18 protein-coding genes are annotated in these 20,371 nt (G+C 65.9%); 11 read left to right on the top strand and 7 right to left on the bottom strand.

From position 1 onward, the window contains the following. Window positions 1-3: 3 nt before the first annotated feature. Window positions 4-468, bottom strand: a complete 465-nt coding sequence (locus SKC41_RS20255; protein WP_330979448.1) for a peroxiredoxin — start codon at window positions 466-468, stop codon at window positions 4-6. 160 nt (window positions 469-628) lie between these two features. Here SKC41_RS20255 and SKC41_RS20250 point away from each other — a divergent pair, with 160 nt between their 5' ends. The 11 genes from SKC41_RS20250 to SKC41_RS20200 all read left to right on the top strand — a co-directional run bounded on the left by SKC41_RS20250 (window position 629) and on the right by SKC41_RS20200 (window position 12,517). Further along, window positions 629-2,191 carry an anthranilate synthase component I gene (locus SKC41_RS20250; protein WP_330979447.1) on the top strand — a complete coding sequence of 521 codons (1,563 nt, stop codon included), beginning with the start codon at window positions 629-631 and terminating at the stop codon, window positions 2,189-2,191. After that, window positions 2,184-2,852 carry a TIGR02234 family membrane protein gene (locus SKC41_RS20245; protein WP_330979446.1) on the top strand — a complete coding sequence of 223 codons (669 nt, stop codon included), beginning with the start codon at window positions 2,184-2,186 and terminating at the stop codon, window positions 2,850-2,852. Before SKC41_RS20250 ends, SKC41_RS20245 begins: the two co-directional genes overlap by 8 nt. Window positions 2,853-2,955: 103 nt before the next feature. Then, the gene (trpC, locus tag SKC41_RS20240; RefSeq protein WP_330979445.1) at window positions 2,956-3,774 is read left to right on the top strand and encodes an indole-3-glycerol phosphate synthase TrpC; all 819 of its coding nucleotides are present in this window, start codon (window positions 2,956-2,958) and stop codon (window positions 3,772-3,774) included. A 60-nt stretch (window positions 3,775-3,834) separates the two neighbouring features. Further along, window positions 3,835-5,097 (top strand): tryptophan synthase subunit beta, encoded by a 1,263-nt coding sequence (gene trpB, locus SKC41_RS20235; protein ID WP_442931722.1) that lies wholly within the window; start codon window positions 3,835-3,837, stop codon window positions 5,095-5,097. Continuing rightward, window positions 5,094-5,903 (top strand): tryptophan synthase subunit alpha, encoded by an 810-nt coding sequence (trpA, locus tag SKC41_RS20230; RefSeq protein WP_330979443.1) that lies wholly within the window; start codon window positions 5,094-5,096, stop codon window positions 5,901-5,903. Before trpB ends, trpA begins: the two co-directional genes overlap by 4 nt. Continuing rightward, entirely contained in the window at window positions 5,900-7,696 is a 1,797-nt protein-coding gene (locus tag SKC41_RS20225; protein WP_330979442.1) for a prolipoprotein diacylglyceryl transferase, read from the top strand. The genes trpA and SKC41_RS20225 overlap by 4 nt, the downstream gene beginning before the upstream one ends. Window positions 7,697-7,738: 42 nt before the next feature. Continuing rightward, complete coding sequence (locus SKC41_RS20220) at window positions 7,739-8,140, top strand: TM2 domain-containing protein (protein WP_330979441.1); 402 nt, start codon at window positions 7,739-7,741, stop codon at window positions 8,138-8,140. Then, a complete protein-coding gene (locus tag SKC41_RS20215) occupies window positions 8,130-8,558 on the top strand; it encodes a DUF2752 domain-containing protein (protein ID WP_330979440.1) in 429 nt (142 codons plus the stop codon). Before SKC41_RS20220 ends, SKC41_RS20215 begins: the two co-directional genes overlap by 11 nt. 105 nt (window positions 8,559-8,663) lie before the next feature. Continuing rightward, window positions 8,664-10,082: a pyruvate kinase gene (gene pyk / locus SKC41_RS20210; RefSeq protein WP_330979439.1), complete on the top strand. Its 1,419-nt coding sequence runs from the start codon at window positions 8,664-8,666 to the stop codon at window positions 10,080-10,082. Window positions 10,083-10,097: 15 nt separating this feature from the next. Then, window positions 10,098-10,997 (top strand): acyl-CoA thioesterase II, encoded by a 900-nt coding sequence (locus SKC41_RS20205; RefSeq protein ID WP_330979438.1) that lies wholly within the window; start codon window positions 10,098-10,100, stop codon window positions 10,995-10,997. 122 nt (window positions 10,998-11,119) lie between these two features. After that, window positions 11,120-12,517: a bifunctional lysylphosphatidylglycerol flippase/synthetase MprF gene (locus SKC41_RS20200; protein WP_330979437.1), complete on the top strand. Its 1,398-nt coding sequence runs from the start codon at window positions 11,120-11,122 to the stop codon at window positions 12,515-12,517. A gap of 10 nt (window positions 12,518-12,527) precedes the next feature. Here the strand turns inward: SKC41_RS20200 and cydC are convergent, their stop codons facing one another. The 6 genes from cydC to SKC41_RS20170 form a co-directional block, all read right to left on the bottom strand. Further along, the gene (cydC, locus tag SKC41_RS20195; RefSeq protein ID WP_330979436.1) at window positions 12,528-14,171 is read right to left on the bottom strand and encodes a thiol reductant ABC exporter subunit CydC; all 1,644 of its coding nucleotides are present in this window, start codon (window positions 14,169-14,171) and stop codon (window positions 12,528-12,530) included. Beyond that, the gene (gene cydD / locus SKC41_RS20190; RefSeq protein WP_442931721.1) at window positions 14,158-15,747 is read right to left on the bottom strand and encodes a thiol reductant ABC exporter subunit CydD; all 1,590 of its coding nucleotides are present in this window, start codon (window positions 15,745-15,747) and stop codon (window positions 14,158-14,160) included. Before cydD ends, cydC begins: the two co-directional genes overlap by 14 nt. Before the next feature lie 80 nt (window positions 15,748-15,827). Beyond that, on the bottom strand, window positions 15,828-16,868 hold the full coding sequence (cydB, locus tag SKC41_RS20185) for a cytochrome d ubiquinol oxidase subunit II (RefSeq protein ID WP_330979434.1): 1,041 nt from the start codon (window positions 16,866-16,868) through the stop codon (window positions 15,828-15,830). 19 nt (window positions 16,869-16,887) lie between these two features. Continuing rightward, the gene (locus SKC41_RS20180; protein WP_330979433.1) at window positions 16,888-18,342 is read right to left on the bottom strand and encodes a cytochrome ubiquinol oxidase subunit I; all 1,455 of its coding nucleotides are present in this window, start codon (window positions 18,340-18,342) and stop codon (window positions 16,888-16,890) included. A 45-nt stretch (window positions 18,343-18,387) separates the two neighbouring features. Further along, window positions 18,388-18,987, bottom strand: coding sequence for an HdeD family acid-resistance protein (locus SKC41_RS20175; protein ID WP_330979576.1), 600 nt, complete (start codon window positions 18,985-18,987; stop codon window positions 18,388-18,390). A 23-nt stretch (window positions 18,988-19,010) separates the two neighbouring features. Then, the gene (locus tag SKC41_RS20170; RefSeq protein ID WP_330979432.1) at window positions 19,011-20,351 is read right to left on the bottom strand and encodes an adenylate/guanylate cyclase domain-containing protein; all 1,341 of its coding nucleotides are present in this window, start codon (window positions 20,349-20,351) and stop codon (window positions 19,011-19,013) included. Window positions 20,352-20,371: the final 20 nt, after the last annotated feature.

The raw sequence follows: 20,371 nt of genomic DNA, 5'->3' as shown, positions 1-20,371 counted from the left end.
CGATTACGCCGACGAACGTGCCCGCAGGGTCTGCAGTGCCTGGTCGGCGTGGGTGTCCATGCTGAACTCGCTGGAAATCACGTTGAGCACCTTGCGATCGGTGTCGATCACGAACGTCGTGCGCTTGACCGGCATCAACTTGCCGAGCAGACCACGCTTGACGCCGAACTGCGCGGCCACCGTGCCTTCGGTGTCAGACAGCAGCGGGTAGTCGAAGCTTTCCTTGTCGGCGAACTTGGCCTGCTTCTGCACGGCATCGGTGCTGATGCCGACGCGGTTGGCGCCGACCGCCGCGAATTCGGCGGCCAGGTCCCGGAAATGGCAGGCTTCCTTGGTGCACCCAGGAGTCATTGCCGCGGGGTAGAAGAACAGCACCACGGGGCCGTCGGCAAGCAGGGCGCTGAGCTTGCGGGGCGTTCCGGTCTGATCGGGAAGTTCGAAGTCGGCCACCGTGTCACCAGTTTTCATGGGCGTCAGGCTACGCCCGATCGCCCACCAGGTGTTGCCGGGCCGCGAGCGTAACCGCACGGCGGAAAATCGGGCTGAAAGTCGCCGTGGTGTTTCCCCGCAAGCGGGAGGTGCCCCCAGCTCGCGCGAGCCGCCGACCCGGATCTGCGAGGATGGTTTGGTGCACCCACACCTCGCCGACACGACCTCACGGGAGGAATTTCGCCTGCTCGCGGCGGCGCACCGCTTTGTTCCGGTGACCCGGAAGGTCTTGGCTGACAGCGAGACGCCGCTGTCGGCATATCGCAAGCTGGCCGCCAATCGACCCGGCACGTTCTTGCTGGAGTCCGCCGAGAACGGCCGATCGTGGTCGCGATGGTCGTTCATCGGAGCCGGTGCACCCTCAGCGCTGACAGTGCGCGACGGCGAAGCGGTGTGGTTGGGTGCGGTTCCGCAGGACGCGCCGACCGGTGGCGATCCCCTCGAGGCGCTGCAGGCCACCTTGGAGCTGCTGTCCACTCGGCAAACCAGTCAGGCCTCTAGCCAGTCCGAGCCGGGGCTTCCGCCGCTGTCGGGTGGCCTGGTCGGGTTCTTCGCCTACGACATGGTGCGGCGCCTGGAACGCCTGCCGGAAATGGCCGTCGACGACCTGCAGCTACCGGACATGCTGATGCTGCTCGCCACGGATGTCGCGGCGGTCGACCATCACGAGGGCACGATCACGCTGATCGCCAACGCGGTGAACTGGAACGGCACCGACGAGCGGGTCGACGAGGCCTACGACGACGCCGTGGCGCGCCTGGATGTGATGACCGAGGCGCTGGGCCAGCCGCTGCCGTCGACGGTGGCCACCTTCAGCAAGCCCGAGCCCAACTATCGAGCGCAGCGCACGGTCGACGAATACGGGAAGATCGTCGACTATCTCGTCGACCAGATTGCGGCCGGTGAAGCCTTCCAGGTGGTCCCCTCGCAGCGCTTCGAAATGGACACCGACGTCGACCCGATCGACGTCTACCGGATTCTGCGAGTGACCAACCCCAGCCCCTACATGTACTTGCTGCATGTGCCGAATAGTGCTGGTGCGACTGACTTTTCGATCGTCGGATCCAGTCCCGAGGCACTCGTCACCGTCGCCGACGGCCGCGCGACGACGCATCCGATCGCCGGTACCCGGTGGCGCGGACAGAACGAGGAAGAAGATCAGCTGCTGGAAAAGGAGCTGCTGTCCGACGACAAGGAACGCGCCGAGCACTTGATGCTGGTCGACCTCGGCCGCAACGACCTCGGCCGGGTCTGCACGCCCGGCACGGTCCGCGTCGAGGATTACAGCCACATCGAGCGCTACAGCCACGTCATGCACCTGGTCTCCACGGTGACCGGCCTGCTCGGCGAGGGCCGCACCGCCTTGGACGCCGTCACGGCCTGTTTCCCGGCCGGCACGCTGTCCGGAGCGCCCAAGGTGCGGGCCATGGAGCTGATCGAAGAGGTGGAGAAGACACGCCGCGGCGTATACGGCGGCGTGCTCGGGTACCTCGACTTCGCCGGCAACGCGGACTTCGCGATCGCCATTCGCACGGCGCTGATCCGCAATGGCACCGCCTATGTGCAGGCCGGCGGCGGGGTAGTGGCCGACTCCAACGGTCCTTATGAGTACACCGAGGCGAGCAACAAGGCGCGCGCGGTGCTGAATGCCATCGCCGCGGCGCAGACGCTCAGCGCCCCGGATGCCGCCCGCAATGGCTGATGCCCCGCCGGACCGGCGGGCCCGGCTGACGATCGGCATTGCCCAGCTGCTGCTGGTCATCGCCGCGGGCCTGCTGTGGACCGCCTCGCGACTGCCGTGGGTTGTGATCCGGTCGTTCGACGGGCTGGGGCCGCCGAAGGAAGTGATCCTGGCAGGTGCGGCCTGGTCGACGGCCCTGCTGCCGTCGGCGCTGCTGATGCTGGCCACCGCGGTGGCGGCGCTGGCGGTGCGTGGCTGGGCGCTGCGGGCGCTGGCCGGGCTGCTCGCCGTGATCAGCCTGGCGATCGGCTATCTGGGCGTCAGCCTGTGGGTGCTGCCGGATGTGGCGGTGCGAGGATCCGAACTTGCCCACATTTCGCTGCTGACGCTGGTGGGCAGCGAGCGGCGGTACGCCGGCGCCGGGTTCGCGGTGGGTGCGGCGGTGTGCACGTTGATCGCCGCCGTCCTGTTGATGAGGTCGGCGATGACGGCCCGGGGCGGGACGAAAAAATACGCCGCGCCGGCGACCCGCCGCTCAATTGCGAGACGCGAAGGGGCCGACGGGGCGATGCTGGAGGAGCCGGGGGCGCCAGAGATGTCGGAGCGGATGATCTGGGACGCACTCGATGAGGGGCATGACCCGACTGATCGGCCCCGCGAGTCTGACACCGAGGGTCGGTGACGGGTCGCGAGCCGACGGTCGCTACCCTTCATTGACGTCGTCGAAATCGGCTCGGAACCGGTTAGGTGACCGTCTGTATGGCTGTAGAAGGGAAACGACAGGTATGAGTCCGGCGACTGTCCTTGACTCCATCCTTGAGGGAGTCCGGGCCGATGTTGCCGCGCGCGAAGCGCGTATTCCTCTTCCCGAGATCAAAGCGGCCGCCGCCGCAGCGCCCCCGCCTCTGGATGTGATGGCCGCCCTGCGCGAGCCGGGGATCGGCGTCATCGCCGAGGTGAAGCGCGCGAGTCCGTCGGCGGGTTCGTTGGCGCCCATTGTCGATCCGGCGAAGCTGGCTCAGGCCTACGAAGACGGCGGTGCCCGCATTATCAGTGTCTTGACCGAGGAGCGGCGTTTCAACGGCTCGCTCGACGACCTGGATGCGGTTCGGGCCGCGGTGTCGATTCCGGTGTTGCGCAAAGACTTTGTGGTGCAGCCGTATCAGATTCACGAGGCGCGTGCGCACGGCGCCGACATGTTGCTGCTGATCGTCGCCGCCTTGGAGCAGTCGGCGCTGGCGGCAATGCTGGACCGCACCGAATCACTCGGCATGACAGCGCTTGTCGAGGTTCACACCGAAGAAGAGGCGGACCGCGCACTCAAGGCCGGCGCCAACGTGATCGGGGTCAATGCCCGCGATCTCAAGACGCTGGAGGTGGACCGGGATAGCTTTTCGCGGATCGCACCCGGACTGCCCAGCAAGGTGATCAGGATCGCCGAATCCGGTGTGCGGGGTACCGCGGACCTGTTGGCGTACGCCGGTGCCGGCGCTGATGCCGTCCTCGTCGGTGAGGGTCTGGTCAAAAGTGGCGACCCGCGTGCCGCCGTCGCCGATCTGGTGACCGCGGGTACCCATCCGTCCTGTCCGAAACCGGCTCGTTAGTCAGAGCCCCTGCGTTGAAACGTTGAACCCCATGAGCCATCCCCGCGTTGAGCATTGGTGATGGTGGATCTCACTCGCCCCGCCCTTCCGCTTGCGAGCGCGGCCATTTCCGAACCCACCCGACACGACCCTGACTCGGGTGGACATTTCGGTGTGTACGGTGGCCGCTACGTCGCCGAGGCGTTGATGGCGGTGATCGAAGAAGTCACCGCGGCCTACGAGAAGGAACGCGTCAATCCGGACTTCCTGGATCTGCTGGACGACTTGCAGGCCAACTATGCGGGCCGGCCGTCACCCCTCTACGAGGCCACCCGCTTGAGCGAACACGCCAATTCGGCACGCATCTTCCTCAAGCGAGAAGACTTGAACCACACCGGTTCTCACAAGATCAACAACGTGCTCGGCCAGGCGTTGCTGGCCAAGAGGATGGGCAAGAACCGGGTGATCGCCGAGACCGGCGCCGGGCAGCACGGCGTGGCGACGGCCACCGCCTGCGCATTGCTCGGTCTGGAGTGCGTGATCTACATGGGCGCGGTCGATACCGCGCGCCAAGCGCTCAACGTGGCGCGGATGCGGCTGTTGGGCGCCGAGGTCGTCTCGGTCGACACGGGTTCGCAAACGTTGAAAGACGCCATCAACGAGGCGTTCCGGGATTGGGTCACCAATGCCGACAACACCTACTACTGCTTCGGCACGGCGGCGGGCCCGCACCCCTTCCCGACGATGGTCCGCGATTTCCAGCGCATCATCGGGCTGGAGGCGCGCGCGCAGATCCAGGCGCAGGCGGGCCGGTTGCCCGACGCCGTCACGGCCTGCGTCGGCGGCGGGTCCAACGCCATCGGCATCTTCCACGCCTTCATCGACGACCCGGGCGTGCGGCTGATTGGTTACGAGGCAGCGGGCGATGGCGTCGAGACCGGCAGGCACGCGGCGACATTCAGCGGCGGTTCACCGGGGGCCTTTCAGGGGTCGTTCTCCTATCTGCTGCAGGACGAGGACGGCCAGACGATCGAATCCCATTCGATCTCAGCGGGTTTGGACTACCCGGGAGTGGGCCCGGAGCACGCGTGGCTGCGGGAGACCGGGCGCGCCGAATACCGGCCGATCACCGACGCCGAGGCGATGGACGCGTTTCGTCTACTGTGCCGGACCGAGGGCATCATCCCGGCCATCGAATCCGCCCACGCAGTCGCCGGTGCGGTCAAGCTCGGCAATGAATTGGGCAGCGGCGCAGTCATTGTGGTGAATCTGTCGGGCCGCGGTGACAAGGATGTCGAGACGGCCGCGAAATGGTTCGGCCTGATGGACTCCCAGGACAAGTGATGACGGTGGAGCAAAGCCACGCCAGCAGGCTGGCACCGCTTTTCGAGGCGTGTCGGGCCGAAAACCGGGCCGCGCTGATCGGCTACCTGCCCACGGGTTATCCCGACATAGCGACTTCGGTGGACGCGATGACCGCCCTGGTCGAATCGGGTTGTGACCTCGTCGAAGTCGGGGTGCCGTATTCGGATCCCGGCATGGACGGCCCGACGATCGCCCGGGCCACCGAGGCCGCGTTGCGCGGGGGTGTGCGCGTGCGTGACACATTGGCCGCGGTCGAGGCGATCAGCATGGCCGGCGGTCATGCGGTGGTCATGACGTATTGGAACCCGGTGCTGCGCTACAAGGTTGATGCGTTCGCGCGGGACCTCGCATCGGCGGGCGGACATGGGCTCATCACGCCGGACCTGATCCCCGACGAAGCCGAAGAGTGGATGGCCGCGTCCGAGGAGCATCGGCTGGATCGCATCTTCCTGGTGGCGCCCTCGTCGACACCGCAGCGGCTGGTGACCACGGTCGAGGCATCGCGCGGATTCGTCTATGCGGCCTCGACGATGGGCGTGACCGGTGCGCGCGACGCCGTGTCGAACGCCGCCCCCGAATTGGTCCGCAGGGTCAAAGCGGTGTCCGACATCCCCGTTGGCGTCGGCCTCGGCGTGCGATCGCGTGAGCAGGCCGCGCAGATCGGCGGTTACGCCGACGGTGTCATCGTCGGTTCGGCCTTGGTATCGGCACTCGCCGACGGTCTGCCGAGCTTGCGTGCGTTGACCCAGGAATTGGCCGAAGGTGTGCGAGTGTCGACATCATGACGATGTTGCCCACGTATTTCCCCAGCCCACCGCAAGGTGTCTGGCACTTGGGTCCGTTGCCGATTCGCGCGTACGCGCTGTTCATCATCACCGGCATCGTGGTCGCGCTGATTATCGGCGATCGGCGCTGGGCAGCTCGCGGCGGGCAGCGCGGGGTGATTTATGACATCGCGCTGTGGGTGGTGCCGTTCGGGTTGATCGGCGGCCGGCTGTATCACCTGGCCACCGATTGGCGGACGTATTGGGGCCCGGGCGGTGCCGGGTTCGGCGCGGCGTTCCGCATCTGGGACGGCGGGCTGGGCATCTGGGGTGCGGTAACCCTCGGCGTGTTCGGAGCATGGATCGGTTGCCGGCGGCTCGGAATACCGTTGCCCGCCTTCCTCGATTCGGTCGCCCCGGGAATCATCTTGGCGCAGGCCATCGGTCGGCTCGGCAACTACTTCAATCAGGAGCTTTACGGCCGGGAGACCACGCTGCCGTGGGGCCTGGAAATCTTCTATCGCCGCGATCCTTCGGGATACATCGACCCGCACTCACTCGACGGCGTGTCGACGGGGCAGCTCGCGGTCGTGGTTCAACCGACGTTTCTGTACGAATTGTTGTGGAACCTATTGGTTTTCGGCATCCTGATATACATCGACCGGCGTTACGCGATCGGTCACGGACGGCTCTTTGCGGCCTACGTCGCGCTCTACTGTGTCGGGCGCTTCTGCGTCGAGCTGCTGCGTGACGACACCGCCACCCACATCGCCGGTATCCGGATCAACTCGTTTACATCGACTTTCGTGTTCATCAGCGCCATCGTCTACATCGTTCTGGCGCCGAAGGGCCGCGAGGATCCCGAGAGTTTGCGCGGCAAGGAACAGCCGGACGACGCGGAATCCAAAACCGAAGTCGAGCCGACGGAGGAACTCGCCAGTGTCGCCGCGGCTTCGACGGTGGCGGCGACTGCGGCCAGTGCGGACGATGACGCCGGCTCGGCGGGTTCGGCGGAGTCAGTCGAAACGGCGAAGCCCGAAGAGCCCGAAGAGCTCGAAGCGGCCGAGACCGTCGGACCCGAAGCCGAAGCCGAAGAGCCCGAAGTCGAAGAGGCGATTGCTGACGAACCAGAGGCTGAGGCCGAAGTCGCTCAGGCGGTGGCTGAGGAACCAGAGGCTGAGGTCGAAGAGGCGAAGGTCGAAGAGCCCGAAGCGGCCGAGGTAGAGCAGCCGGAGGCGCCGGAAGTCGCTGAGCAAGTAGCCGAGGCAGAGCCCGAGCCGCAAAAGTCGGAAGTCGAAGAGGCAGAGGCCGAGGAGCCGGCGGTCGAAGAGGAAGTAGCCGAGGCAGAGCCGGAAGAGCCCGAAGAGCCGGAAGAGACCGAAGAGGAAGTAGCCGAGGCAGAGCCCGAAGAGCCGGAAGAGCCCGAAGAGCCCGAAGCGCAAGAGCCGGAAGTCGCTGAGGCTGAAGCCTCGGAGCCCGAAGAGCCCGAAGAGCCCGAAGAGCCCGAGGCCGAGGAGCCGGAAGCCGAAGAACCCGAAGCGGAAGAACCGGAAGCCGAAGAACCCGAAGCGGAAAAGTTGGACGCTGATCCCGAAAACGCCGAACCCGAGGCGGAGGCCAGCGAACCCGGAGCGGCTGCCGGAGAAGACGCGGAGGCCGAAGAAGGCGAGCCGGAGTCAACCGCGGCCGTCGACGTGAAGCCCGAGGAACCCGCAGCTGAGCAGCCTGCGTCGGAGACCACGCCCACCGCCGACGACCACCAAACTCGGCGCCGCTGGGCGCTGCGCCGCCGCGACCGGCGTCCCGGCAGCTAGCAAACGACTCGTCGAGGCTGGGGTACACCCAGTTCATCTGGCATGCTGAACACCGTGACCGAACCGTCGTGGAGCACTGCCCCGGACCCCGGCGCACCACCACCGCAGCCGTCGGGATATCCACCGCCATACCCGCAATACCAGCCGTATCCCGGCCCCGTCGGGTACGACCCGTCGGCACCCTACGGCCGTCACCCGGTGACGGGACTGGCGTACTCGGACAAGTCGAAAACCATCGCCGGACTGCTGCAGCTGCTCAGCCTGGTCGGCATCGGCGGCATCGGCCGCTTCTACATCGGCGACATCGGACTGGGTGTCGCGCAACTACTCGTCGGACTGCTCACCTGCGGAGTCGGTCTGATCTGGAGCATCGTCGACGCCGTCCTGATCCTGACCGACAAGGTCAACGATCCGCAGGGCCGACCACTACGCGATGGAACCTGATTCGGCCTCCCGCACGGGAGACCAGCGCCACCGCCACGGCCGCTACATCGCTGCCGGTACCGGAGTCCTGTTCGCCGGCGCGCTCGGCTATGTCGGATCCGTCGACCCGCACAACGCGAATTCGGCGTACCCGCTCTGCCCGTTCAAGTGGCTCACCGGCTGGAACTGCCCCTTCTGCGGCGGGCTTCGCATGACGCATGACCTGCTGCACGGCCATCTGGCGGCCAGCGTCTACGACAACGTTTTCTTGCTCGTCGGCCTCCCGGCCTTGGCCGTATGGCTGCTGGTGCGGTGGCGGCTGGGCCGGCGCGCACTACCGATGACGGCGGTGATCACCATCACGGTCGCGGCGATCGTCTGGACGGTGCTGCGCAATATGCCGGGGTTTCCGCTGGTTCCGACGATGCTCGGCGGGTAGTCGACCGCAAATCGCCGGGCCGCCCGTCGTGGCGATTTTCCGATGGCTCAGCGCGGTTACCTTTGGGTCACCCCGACAGCCGACGGCACGACTAAGCTGATCGGCGTGAGTAGACGCGGGAAGATCGTCTGCACCCTTGGCCCTGCAACCCAATCGGATGAGTTGATTCTGGCGCTGGTCGAAGCCGGAATGGACGTCGCCCGAATGAACTTCAGCCACGGCGACTACGCCGACCACAAAGCCGCATACGAGCGGGTACGTGCCGCCTCGGATGCCACCGGGCGAGCCGTCGGTGTGCTGGCCGACCTGCAGGGCCCGAAGATCAGGCTTGGGCGCTTCGCCACCGGCTCTACCTACTGGGCCGACGGCGAAACGATCCGGATCACCGTCGAAAACTGCGAAGGAACTCACGACCGGGTATCGACCACCTACAAGACGTTGTCCAAGGACGCTGCGGTCGGTGATCGGGTTCTGGTCGATGACGGCAAGGTAGGCCTGATCGTCGAGGCCATCGACGGCGACGATGTCGTCTGCACCGTGGTCGAGGGTGGTCCGGTCAGCAACAACAAGGGCATGTCACTGCCCGGGATGAACGTGTCAGCGCCGGCCTTGTCGGACAAGGACATCGACGATCTCACCTTCGCGCTGGACCTCGGTGTCGACCTGGTCGCGCTGTCGTTCGTGCGCTCGCCGTCGGACGTCGAACTGGTGCACGAGGTCATGGATCGGATCGGTCGGCGGGTGCCGGTGATCGCCAAGCTGGAGAAGCCGGAAGCCGTCGACAATCTCGAAGCGATCGTGCTGGCCTTCGACGCCATCATGGTGGCCCGGGGCGACCTGGGTGTCGAGCTGCCGCTCGAAGAGGTGCCGCTGGTGCAGAAGCGGGCTATCCAAATGGCCCGGGAGAACGCGAAACCGGTCATCGTGGCCACTCAGATGCTCGAATCGATGATCGAGAATTCGCGCCCGACCCGCGCCGAGGCTTCCGATGTCGCCAACGCCGTGCTCGATGGCGCCGATGCGGTGATGTTGTCCGGCGAGACGTCGGTGGGGAAGTACCCGCTGGCAGCCGTCCGGACGATGGCGCGAATCATCTGCGCGGTGGAGGACAATTCGACCGCCGCACCGCCGTTGACCCACGTGCCGCGCACCAAACGCGGGGTGATCTCCTATGCCGCCCGCGACATCGGCGAGCGGCTCGACGCCAAGGCGCTGGTTGCCTTCACCCAGTCCGGCGACACGGTGAAGCGGCTGGCGCGGCTGCACACTCCGTTGCCGCTGCTCGCCTTCACCGCCTGGCCCGAGGTACGCAGCCAGCTGGCCATGACCTGGGGAACCGAGACGTTCATCGTCCCCATCATGGAATCCACCGACGAGATGATCCGCCAGGCCGATAAATCGCTGATCGAGCTGAGCCGTTACAAGCGGGGCGACCTGGTGGTGATCGTCGCCGGTGCCCCACCTGGCACAGTAGGGTCCACCAACCTGATCCATGTCCACCGGATCGGCGAGGACGACCTCTAAGCGCAAGGAGAGCCCGTGCCGGCCGGCCATCAGCCGAATACCGATTGTTCGTCTGATTTTCAAGAACTGCTGGCGGTCCTGGACCTCAATCGCGTGGACGACGACCTGTTCCTCGGGTCGCATCCCAGCAAGAACCCGATGCGGACCTTCGGCGGTCAGCTCATGGCGCAATCGTTCGTCGCCAGTAGCCGTAGCCTGGTCCGCGACGAGCTGCCGCCCAGTGCGCTGTCGGTGCATTTCATCAACGGCGGCGACACCGGCAAGGACATCGAATTCCACGTCTCCCGGCTGCGCGACGAGCGGCGCTTCGCCAACCGGCGTGTCGACGCGGTACAGGACGGGGTGCTGTTGTCCTCGGCGATGATCACCTACATGTCCGGGGGCCCCGGTCTAGAGCATGCCGTCGAACCACCCCACGTCGGCGAGGCAGACGCTCAGCCGCCGCTCGGTGACCTGTTGCGCGGCTACGAGGACACCGTCCCGCACTTCGTCAAGGCGCTACAGCCGATCGAATGGCGCTATACCAACGATCCCGCGTGGGTGATGCGGGACAAGGGTGAGCGGCTGCCCCACAACCGGGTGTGGCTCAAGGCGTTGGGCGTGGTGCCCGACGATCCGGTGCTGCACACCGCGACGATGGTGTACTCCTCGGACACCACGGTGCTGGATTCGGTCATCACCACCCACGGGCTGTCGTGGGGTTTCGACCGCATTTTCGCCGCGTCGGCCAATCATTCGGTGTGGTTTCACCGGCAGGTCGACTTCAACGATTGGGTGCTGTATTCGACATCGTCGCCGGTGGCCGCGGATTCCCGCGGCCTGGGCACCGGCCACTTCTTCGATCGTTTCGGCCAAATCGTCGCCACCGTCGCGCAAGAGGGTGTGCTGAAGTACTTTCCGCCCGCCAACCGATAACGGTTATCGAATAGTTACCCGGCACCCGTTCGATTTCGGTTCTGCGGGACAGTAATCGAGCGTAACGTCGTACGAGCCGGGTATTCGATGGGACAAGCGCCGCGCCCATCGGGAGGTGAAGTATGAACGGCCCGTCGGCAGACCTTCTCCCCAAACTGCGTGCGCGCGAACGTGTTGTGGTTCACGTCGATTCGCTCGCAGCGCGCTGCATCGGCGCCTTGGCTCTGTTGTGCGCCGGGTGCTGGCTGGTCGCCATCGTCGCCCATCACCGCTCTCAGCCCCAATGGCATTACGCCGATCGGCTGGGCTGGTCGCTGACGGTACTGGCCGCGGTGGCGTTGATCGCCCGCGGGATTTTTCTGGGCCGCCCGGTGACGACCATGCACGCGGCAGCGGCCGCGCTGTGCGTGGTGGCGGGCCTGGGCTCACATGTATTGGGGTTCGACCTGAGTGGCGATGTGCTGATCGCCGCCTCGGGACTGGTGTTGATGTGGCCCCTGTCATCGCATCCGCAACCCGAAAATCTGCCCCGGGCATGGGCTTTGGTCAACGCCACCACCGACGACCCGTTGGCACCGTTTGCGATGCAAACGGGCAAGAGTTACCACTTCAGTGCCGCGGGCACCGCGGCGCTGGCCTATCGGACGCGGATGGGATTTGCGGTAGTGGGCGGGGACCCGATCGGTGAGGAGGCCCAATTCCCCGAGCTGATCGCCGATTTCGCCGCGATGTGTCACGCCCACGGCTGGCGCATCGCGGTAGTGGGGTGTAGCGAGCGCCGGCTCGCGCTGTGGAGCGACCGAGCGGTGGTCAAGCAATCGCTGCGAGCGGTGCCGATCGGTCGCGATGTCGTCGTCGACGTGGCCGGTTTCGACATGGTGGGCCGCAAGTTTCGCAACTTGCGTCAGGCGGTGCAGCGCACCCACAACGCCGGTATCACCACGGAAATCGTTGCGGAGCAGGAACTCGACGACAAGCTGCGCGCCGAATTGATCGAGGTGGTGCGCGCATCGCCCAGCGGGGCACACACCGATCGGGGGTTCTACATGAATCTCGACGGCGTGCTGGAGGGCCGATTTCCCGGGATTGCACTGATAATCGCCAGGGACGCCGCCGGGCGGGCGCAGGGCTTTCATCGATACGCGACGGCCGGGGCCGGCAGCGATATCACCATGGATGTGCCGTGGCGTCGCCGCGGCGCACCCAACGGGATCGACGAACGCCTCAGCGTAGACATGATCATGGCCGCTAAAGCGGCCGGTGCACAACGTGTTTCGTTATCGTTTGCGGCGTTTCCGGAGATGTTCGAGGACAAGAATCGGGGCCGACTGGAGCGGTTGTTCTACCGGTTGATCCATCTGCTCGACCCGCTGATCGCCCTCGAGTCGTTGTACCGATACGTGCACAAGTTCCATGCGCTGCACGCCCGACGGTATGCGCTGATATCACTGACACAGCTGGTGCCGCTGGTATTCGTCTTGCTGACACTGGAATTCACGCCACGCCGACGTCACCTCTGAGTACAGGCTCTCAGCCGATGTGCAGCTCGGGACAGCGCACTGCCGCGGGCAGGTGGTGAGTGGCCACCACGACGGTCCGCTCACTGCCCATGAGACGAGACGACGGGGTCAGCAGCTCCATCAAGACCCGTTCCGCGTCGACCGCGTCGAGATGTTCGGTGGGCTCGTCGAGCAACACGATGTGGGCCGGCGACAGCATCGCCCGGGCCAGCAGCAGCCGCCTGCGCTGACCCGCCGAGACCGCGTGCGCACCACCGATCAGCACCGTCGACAGCCCCTCGGGCAGACTTGCGAGCCAGTCGCCGAGGCCAACCGCGTCCAGTGCTGCCGCCAGTTCGTCGTCGCCGCAGTCGCCACGGGCAACCAAGAGGTTGTCTCGAACCGTGGTGGCAAAGATGTGCGCGTCCTCCGCGAAAAAGCAGACAACGCTGGGCAATTCATGCTCGTCGAGCCGACTCAGGTCGGTTCCGTTCAACATTACCTGACCGTGCAATGGCGGCACCAGGCCCGCGAGTGTCATCAGCAGCGTCGTCTTCCCGGCGCCACTGGCGCCGGTGACGGCCAGCCGTGCGCCCGGCTTGAGGTCGACGGTCACCGGGTGTGAGAACGTCCGCGTGTGGCCGGATCGCACGTCGGCCGACAACCTTGCGGTGCCGGCCGGTACTGGCATCGGCGCAGGGGATCCGGATGCGGCCTGCTGGACCGGTGGCGCCAGATCGAGCAGACGTCGCGTGGCGATCCGTGAACGCGTCAGCTGAATAGCGGCCCGCGGCAGGGGAGTCATCGCCTCGAATGCGGACAGCGGCAACAACATCAAGACCGCCAATGTGGTGGGGGCGACCGCGGGTGCGAGCCCGATCCCGGCCACGACCGCGCCGAGCACACTGGCTCCGACCGCGGCCGTCGGCATGGCCTCGGCCAACGCGGCCGGCCTGGCGGCCGCGTCCAGCGCATCACTCCAGCGAAGCTGGCGACGATGCGATTTTGCGATGACCTCGGGCAGGGCGCCGGCGACGCGAAGCTCGGGCGCGTGCTCGAGGGCGATCATCGCCGCCGTGTCGCGCTCGGAATGCTGTTGGCGGGCAACCTCTTCCTGGGTGGCCGCCGCCCTGCCGGCCAGCAGGGGAGCCACCACGCCGGTGATCAGCAGGCATATCGCCAGCATCGTGCCGGCGGCCGGCGAGATGACCGCGACCGCGACCGTTGCCGCCACCGCCAACACCGACGCGACACCGATCGGGATCAGGGCGCGCACCAGGACGTCGGCGAGTTCGTCGACGTCGGCGCCGACGCGCGCGACCAGCTCACCGCTGTGCAGCCGAACGGCCACCGCGGCCGGCCCGTGCGCCAGCCGGTGATAGATCTGCGCTCGCGCGGAACCGGCCGCGCGCAGCGCGGTGTTGTGGGTGGCCAGTCGCTCACAGTAGTGCAGTACGCCCCGCGAGATCGCGAACAAGCGCACCGCGACGACCGCGACCGACAAGTCGAGGATGGGCGGCATCTGCCAGGCCCGCGTGATGAGCCACGCCGATACTCCGGCCAAGGCCAGCGCGCTGCCCAGCGACAGCACTCCCAACGCGATGGCGGCCAGGATGCGGGGCAGCCGCGGCCGCAACAGGCTCGACGCCGCAACGAGCGGATCAGACTCGCGCACAACGCACCTCGCGGTCCGAAACCACTTCGACCAGGTGGTCACCGATCGCCACGACGGGCTGCCGGTGGCCGACGAGCACGACGGTCGCCCCTGCGCGTGCCCGCTCCGCAATGGCCTGCAGCACCCGCTGCTCGGTGTCAGCGTCCAGGTGGGCGGTGGGCTCATCCAGCAACAGCACCGGAGCCGGCGACCCGAACGCGCGGGCCAGGCCCAGCCGCTGGCGCTGTCCCAGCGACAGCCCGGCGCCGTCGCGTCCCAGCGCGGTCTCCAGCCCGTCCGGCAGCTCGGCCAGCACCGCATCGAAACACGCTGCGGCACAGGCGTGTTCGGGGTCATCCAACTCGCCGAACAGGACCAGGTTGTCGCGGACCGTGCCGGGGACCAGCACGGGGCGCTGCGGCAGCCAGGACAATTGTCGCCACCACGCGCTCTGCTCCAACTCCGCGACGTCGATCCCGCCGACCAGGACTCGACCGGATGACGGCATCGTGAGTCCCGCGATCGCCTGCAGCGTGGTGCTCTTGCCGGCGCCGTTGCGGCCGGTCAGCATCGTCACACGGCCCGGCGCGATCACCGCCGTCAACTCGCAGGGCGAATTGCCATCTCGTCCGGCCACACTGAGCTGCTCCAGCCGGATCTCCGTCCCGCTCGCGGCTACCGTTTGATCGCGCCGCGCGGCCACGGTGTGTTCGCCGATGAGCGCGAACGCCTCGTCGGCCGCGGCCCGACCATCTTGAGCGGCATGGAATTCCACGCCGATACGGCGCAGCGGCCAGTACACGTCGGGCGCCAGCAGAAGCACAGTCAAGCCGGTGGTCAGGGTCATCTCGCCGAACACCAGGCGCAGACCGATACCGACCGCGATCAGCGCGACGCCCAAGGTGGCCAGCAACTCGAGCACCAGCGCCGACAGAAATGCGATGCGCAGCGTCGCCATCGCCGAGCGGCGATGAGCCGCAGCGAGTTCAGCGATGCGATGTTCGGGGCCCGAAGCGCGGCCTAATGCGCGCAGCGTGGGGATACCCGCGATCAGATCCAGCAGCCGGCCCTGCAGTGTCGTCATGGCGGCCAGCGCGGTTGCTGATCGCTCCGCTGTCGCGAGCCCGATCAACACCATGAAAATCGGTATCAGCGGCAGCGTGATCACCACGATCACCGTCGATTTCAGGTCGTAGAGGGCGATCACGGCCACGGTCGCCGGAGTCAGGATCGCGGCAAGCAGCAACGTGGGCAGATAGCCGGTGAAATAAGGACGTAAGCCGTCCAGGCCGCGGGTTACCACGACCGCGGCCGCATCCCGCTGCGCGTCGAGTTCGTTGGGTTGCCGGGCGGTGACCGCCGTCAGCACCTGATCGTTGAGATCGGCGATCACCGCGCTGGCGCCGCGCTGGCCCAGGCGCGCCTGCGACCAATGCGCCACCGTGCGGACGACCCACAGCGCCAACAGAATTGACAGCGGTCCCAGCCAGCCCCGCAGATCACGAGCCGAGGGATCGGTGATGATTTTCGCGACGATGCCGGCCAGCACGATCGCCGAGCCGATCGCGCAGCCGGAAATCACCACTCCGCAGCTCACCGTGGCAGCCAGGTAGCGACGCAACGCGGACGATGCCCGCCATAGTCGCGGGTCCAGGGGTGCCCGGGAGTTGCGGGTGCTCAGGACGGGCGCCTTGCCAGGCCGATCGACGGAGGTATCCGGTCAGTCGAGATCCGTTGCCGGAAGACCCAATACGTCCACGCCTGGTACACAACCGTCAGCGGGGCGAAGAATGCGGTCACCCAGGTCATGATCTTGAGCGTGTAGGGCGTCGACGACGCGTTGTAGATCGTCAGGCTCCACTGCTTGTTCAGCGTGGAGGGCACCAAATCGGGATACAGCACGCCGAACAACAGAATCACCACGGCCGCGACGACCAGCGCCGTGCTCGTGAATGCCCAGCCGTCGGAGGCGCGGCGCCACACCAACGCCACGGCGGCAAGCTGTGCGACGACCGCCACGGCCAGCACCAGCCAGGTCCAGGTCTTGCCATGCGCCAGCTGTGTCCAAAGCCCAAAGGCGGCAACCAGTCCCGTAACCGGAAGCGATAGCCGCTGCGCGAATCGGTGCGCGTCGTCGCGGATCGCGCCGGACGTCTTCAACGCGACGAACACCGCGCCGTAGAACAAGAACAGCCCGGCGGTGGCCAGACCGCCCAGCAGCGTGTAGGCGTTGAGCACGTCGCCGATGGAAAGATGAATGTGACCGTTGGCGTCCACCGGCAGGCCGCGCACCAGGATGGCGAACGCCACACCCCACAGCACCGCGGGCAGCCAGGACCCGGCCGCAATGGCGAAATCGGCCAGGGCGCGCCATTTCGTGTCGTCGATCTTGCCGCGCCATTCGATGGCCACCGCTCGCACGATCATGCCGAACAGGATCGCGAGCAACGGTAAATAGAGCGTGGAGAACACGCTCGCGTACCAGCCGGGGAAGGCGGCGAACATCCCGGCGCCGGCGGTGAGTAGCCAGACCTCGTTGCCGTCCCACACCGGGCCGATGGTGTTTAGCGCGGCGCGTCGGTGGTTCTCCCCGTCGCCGGTGCCGGCGCGACCGAACGGTTCCATCAGCATGCCCACGCCGAAGTCGAAGCCCTCTAGGATGAAGAAGCCCAGGAACAGTACGGCGATGATGCCGAACCATAACTCTTGCAGTGCCATTGGTTAATTCCTTCCCGGGTCAGTAGGCGAACGACAGCGGGGCCACTTCGTCGTCGCCGGGTGCCTTCGGCGGTGCGGGTTCCGCATCGTGTTCCATCGGCCCCTCGGCGACGTAGCGCTTCAGCAGCCAGAACCAGATGACCGCGAGCACCGCGTAGACAAGGGTGAATAGCACCAGCGAGGTGACGACCATGCCGGCCGCGTGATCCGATACGCCTTGGCTGACCGTCAGCCGGACCTGCTGGTCGCCGGTCGGATTCGGCACCACAAGCCATGGCTGGCGGCCCATTTCCGTGAACACCCATCCGGCGCTGTTGGCCAGGAACGGAGTCGGGATGGTCAGTAGCGCGAACCAGGAGTACCACGATTGGGTGGGGGTGCGGCCGCCGCGGGTCAGCCACAAGGTGGCGAGCGCGAACAGCACCGGGATCGCCATCAAGCCGATCATCATGCGGAACGACCAATACGTGACGAATAGGTTGGGCCGGTAGTCATTTGGTCCGAACTTGCGTTGAGAGTCTTGCTGTATGTCGCGTACGCCCTGCAACGTCACACCGGTGAATTTGCTCTCGGCGAGGAACGGCAAGACGTAGGGCACCTGGATCACGCGGGTGATGCTGTCGCAGTTGTTGTGCGAACCGACCGTCAGGATAGAGAAGTCCGGATCGGTTTCGGTGTTGCACAACGATTCCGCCGATGCCATTTTCATCGGCTGCTGCTGGAACATCAGCTTGCCCTGCTGGTCGCCGGTGAAGAACAGCCCGACGGTGGCGAACAGTGCCACCCAACACCCGAGGATCGCCGCCGGACGAAACACTTTGCCGAGATCCACGTTCCCTGTCTTCTGCGCGCGAATCAGCCACCAGGCGCTCACCGCGGCGACGAAGGTGGCGGCGGTCAGCAACGAGCCGTTGACCGCGTGTGAAAACGCCGCACGGGCGGTGTTATTGCTGAGGAACGCCCCGATGCTGTCCAACTCGGCGCGCTTGGTCGCCGGGTTGTAGTGCGCACCAACCGGATGCTGCATAAACGAATTCGCCGAGATGATGAAGAACGCGGACACGTTGACGGCGATTGCGACGATCCAGATGCAGGCCAGGTGCACCAGTCGCGGCAATCTGCTCCAGCCGAAGATCCACAAACCCAGGAAGGTGGATTCGAAGAAGAAGGCGGCCAGGCCTTCCATCGCGAGTGGGGCGCCGAAGATGTCGCCGACGAACCGCGAGTATTCGCTCCAGTTCATGCCGAACTGGAACTCCTGCACGATCCCGGTCGCCACCCCGATCGCGAAGTTGATCAGGAGCAGCTTGCCGAAGAACTTGGTCAGGCGGTACCAGGCGGTATTGCCGGTGGCCACCCACACGGTCTGCATGACGGCGACCAAAGGGGCCAGGCCGATCGTGAGCGGCACAAAGACGAAGTGGTAGACGGTGGTGATACCGAACTGCCACCGCGAAATGTCGACGACATTCATCCGTCATCTCCCGTGACTGCAGCGTTCTACGACACAGTGTAGTAGTTAGGCGCTTCCGACGCCATTCCCGAGTTCTTTGGAGGCCTTGCGGATTCCGAAGGACGCGATCACTTCGAACACGCCGATGACGGCCAGCCAAATCCCGACAACGATCGCCAGCGTGATGATCGATGCGATCGGAGATGCCAGCACGACAACACCGGCGATCAGTGTGATGACGCCGACGAAAATCGACCAGCCGCGTCCCGGCAGTGTCGGATGGCTGATCGCGGAAACCGTTGTGGCCACACCACGGAAGATGAATCCGATGCCAATCCAGATGGCCAGCAACAGGACCGCGTACCCCTGGCCGAAGTGGCGAAATGCCAGCACGGCCAGGATCAGCGACGCGGCACCGCTGATGAACAGCAGGATGCGACTGCCCGCCGAAACATGCAGACTGAAAGCGAATACGACTTGTGCGACACCGGTAATCAGCAGATAGACGCCAAAGGCGATCGCGGCGGCCAGGACGGATATCCCCGGCCACGCCAGCACCAGGACACCGACGATCAGCGTCAGGACTCCCGATACCAGCGTGGATTTCCACAGATGCGGCAACATGGTTGGAACAGGGCTGGGCTGCATAGCCTCACTGTGGCACAGCCGCGCGACCGAAAATAGGGGCTTTAGACCGTGGCGCCGTGCGTCGTTCGGGGATTTTCGGCGGCCATGTCACCGGATTCGGCGGCCGCCGGCTTGCGGCCGATCAGGTACCAGGTGTGCATCACGCCTTTGCCTTTGACCTCGATCCGGCCACGCTCGCGCAGCACGAACTCGTCCTTCAGGCGCTCGTACACGTCCTCGGGCACTTGAATCTGTCCCACCGAGTCCGTCGATTCCATCCGGGCCGCGACATTGACCGCGTCGCCCCACACGTCGTAGAAGAAGCGTCGCGACCCCACGACGCCCGCGACCACGGTGCCCGTCGCGAAGCCGACGCGTAGCGGCACCGAAAGTCCTTGTGCATCTTTGATTTTCGCGGCGGCCGCGACCATGTCGAGGGCAAAGTCGGCCAGCGCTTGCACGTGGTCGGGCCGGGGCCGCGGGACTCCGCTGACCACCATGTAGGAGTCTCCGCTGACTTTGATCTTCTCCAGCCCGTGCTTGTCCAGCAGTTCGTCGAAGGCGCCATAGACCCGGTCCAGGAACTTGACGAGGTCGCACGGTGCGGTCGAGCTGGCGCGCTCGGTGAAGCCGACCATGTCGGCGAACAGCACCGAGGCCTCTTCGTATCGGTCGGCGATCACGTCGCGCTCGGGTTCTTTGAGCCGGTCGGCGACGCTGGACGGCAACATGTTGGCCAACAAGGCTTCCGACCGCTCGTACTCCGACTCCATGACGGCTTCGGCGCGCTTGGTGTCGCGCAGCGCGAACCACACCGTCACCACCGCCATTGTGCAGGCCGAGACCGTCGTGATGACAAAGCTCGTCCGCTCGGCCCAGGGCTGCTCGAGCCCGGTCGAGCGGGGGACCAGGAACTGCAGCGCGATCACCAGCCCGGCACCGACGCCTGCCAGCAGCGCGGCCAGGCCGATTCGTTCGATGCCGAGCTGCAGCACCACCAGGCTCGCGTTGGCGATGTAGTAGTACTGGACGCCGGAGCCGGTGCCGACCTCCCAGCAGATGAAGAAGATGACTAGATACGCCGAGACGATGTAGGTCAGCGGCGCAACCAGTTCCCCGAAGCGGTGCAGCCACGGGACGGTGAGGAAGATCATCGCGGCGATCAGCGTGATCAATTGGGTTCGCTGTGCAAAGGACCCGGTCCAGATGCCCAGGATCCCGAAAAGCAGGCTGACGACTACCGCCATCATCGCGTTGATATTGAGCACCCGGGAGCGACGGTCGTGGCTATCCGCGTAGTGGTCTTTGCGGGCGCGATTCTCGGCCCGCACCGCTGCTTTGCAGTCCGGTCGCGCCGAGCCATCTGACGAGTTTGGCGGGGCCCCGCATTTCTTAGGCACCACGCTAAGAGCGTAACCGTTGG

Origin of the sequence: Mycobacterium sp. 050128, assembly GCF_036409155.1 — a bacterium.
Lineage (GTDB): Bacteria > Actinomycetota > Actinomycetes > Mycobacteriales > Mycobacteriaceae > Mycobacterium.
This window is presented reverse-complemented; position numbering and strand designations above follow the sequence as displayed.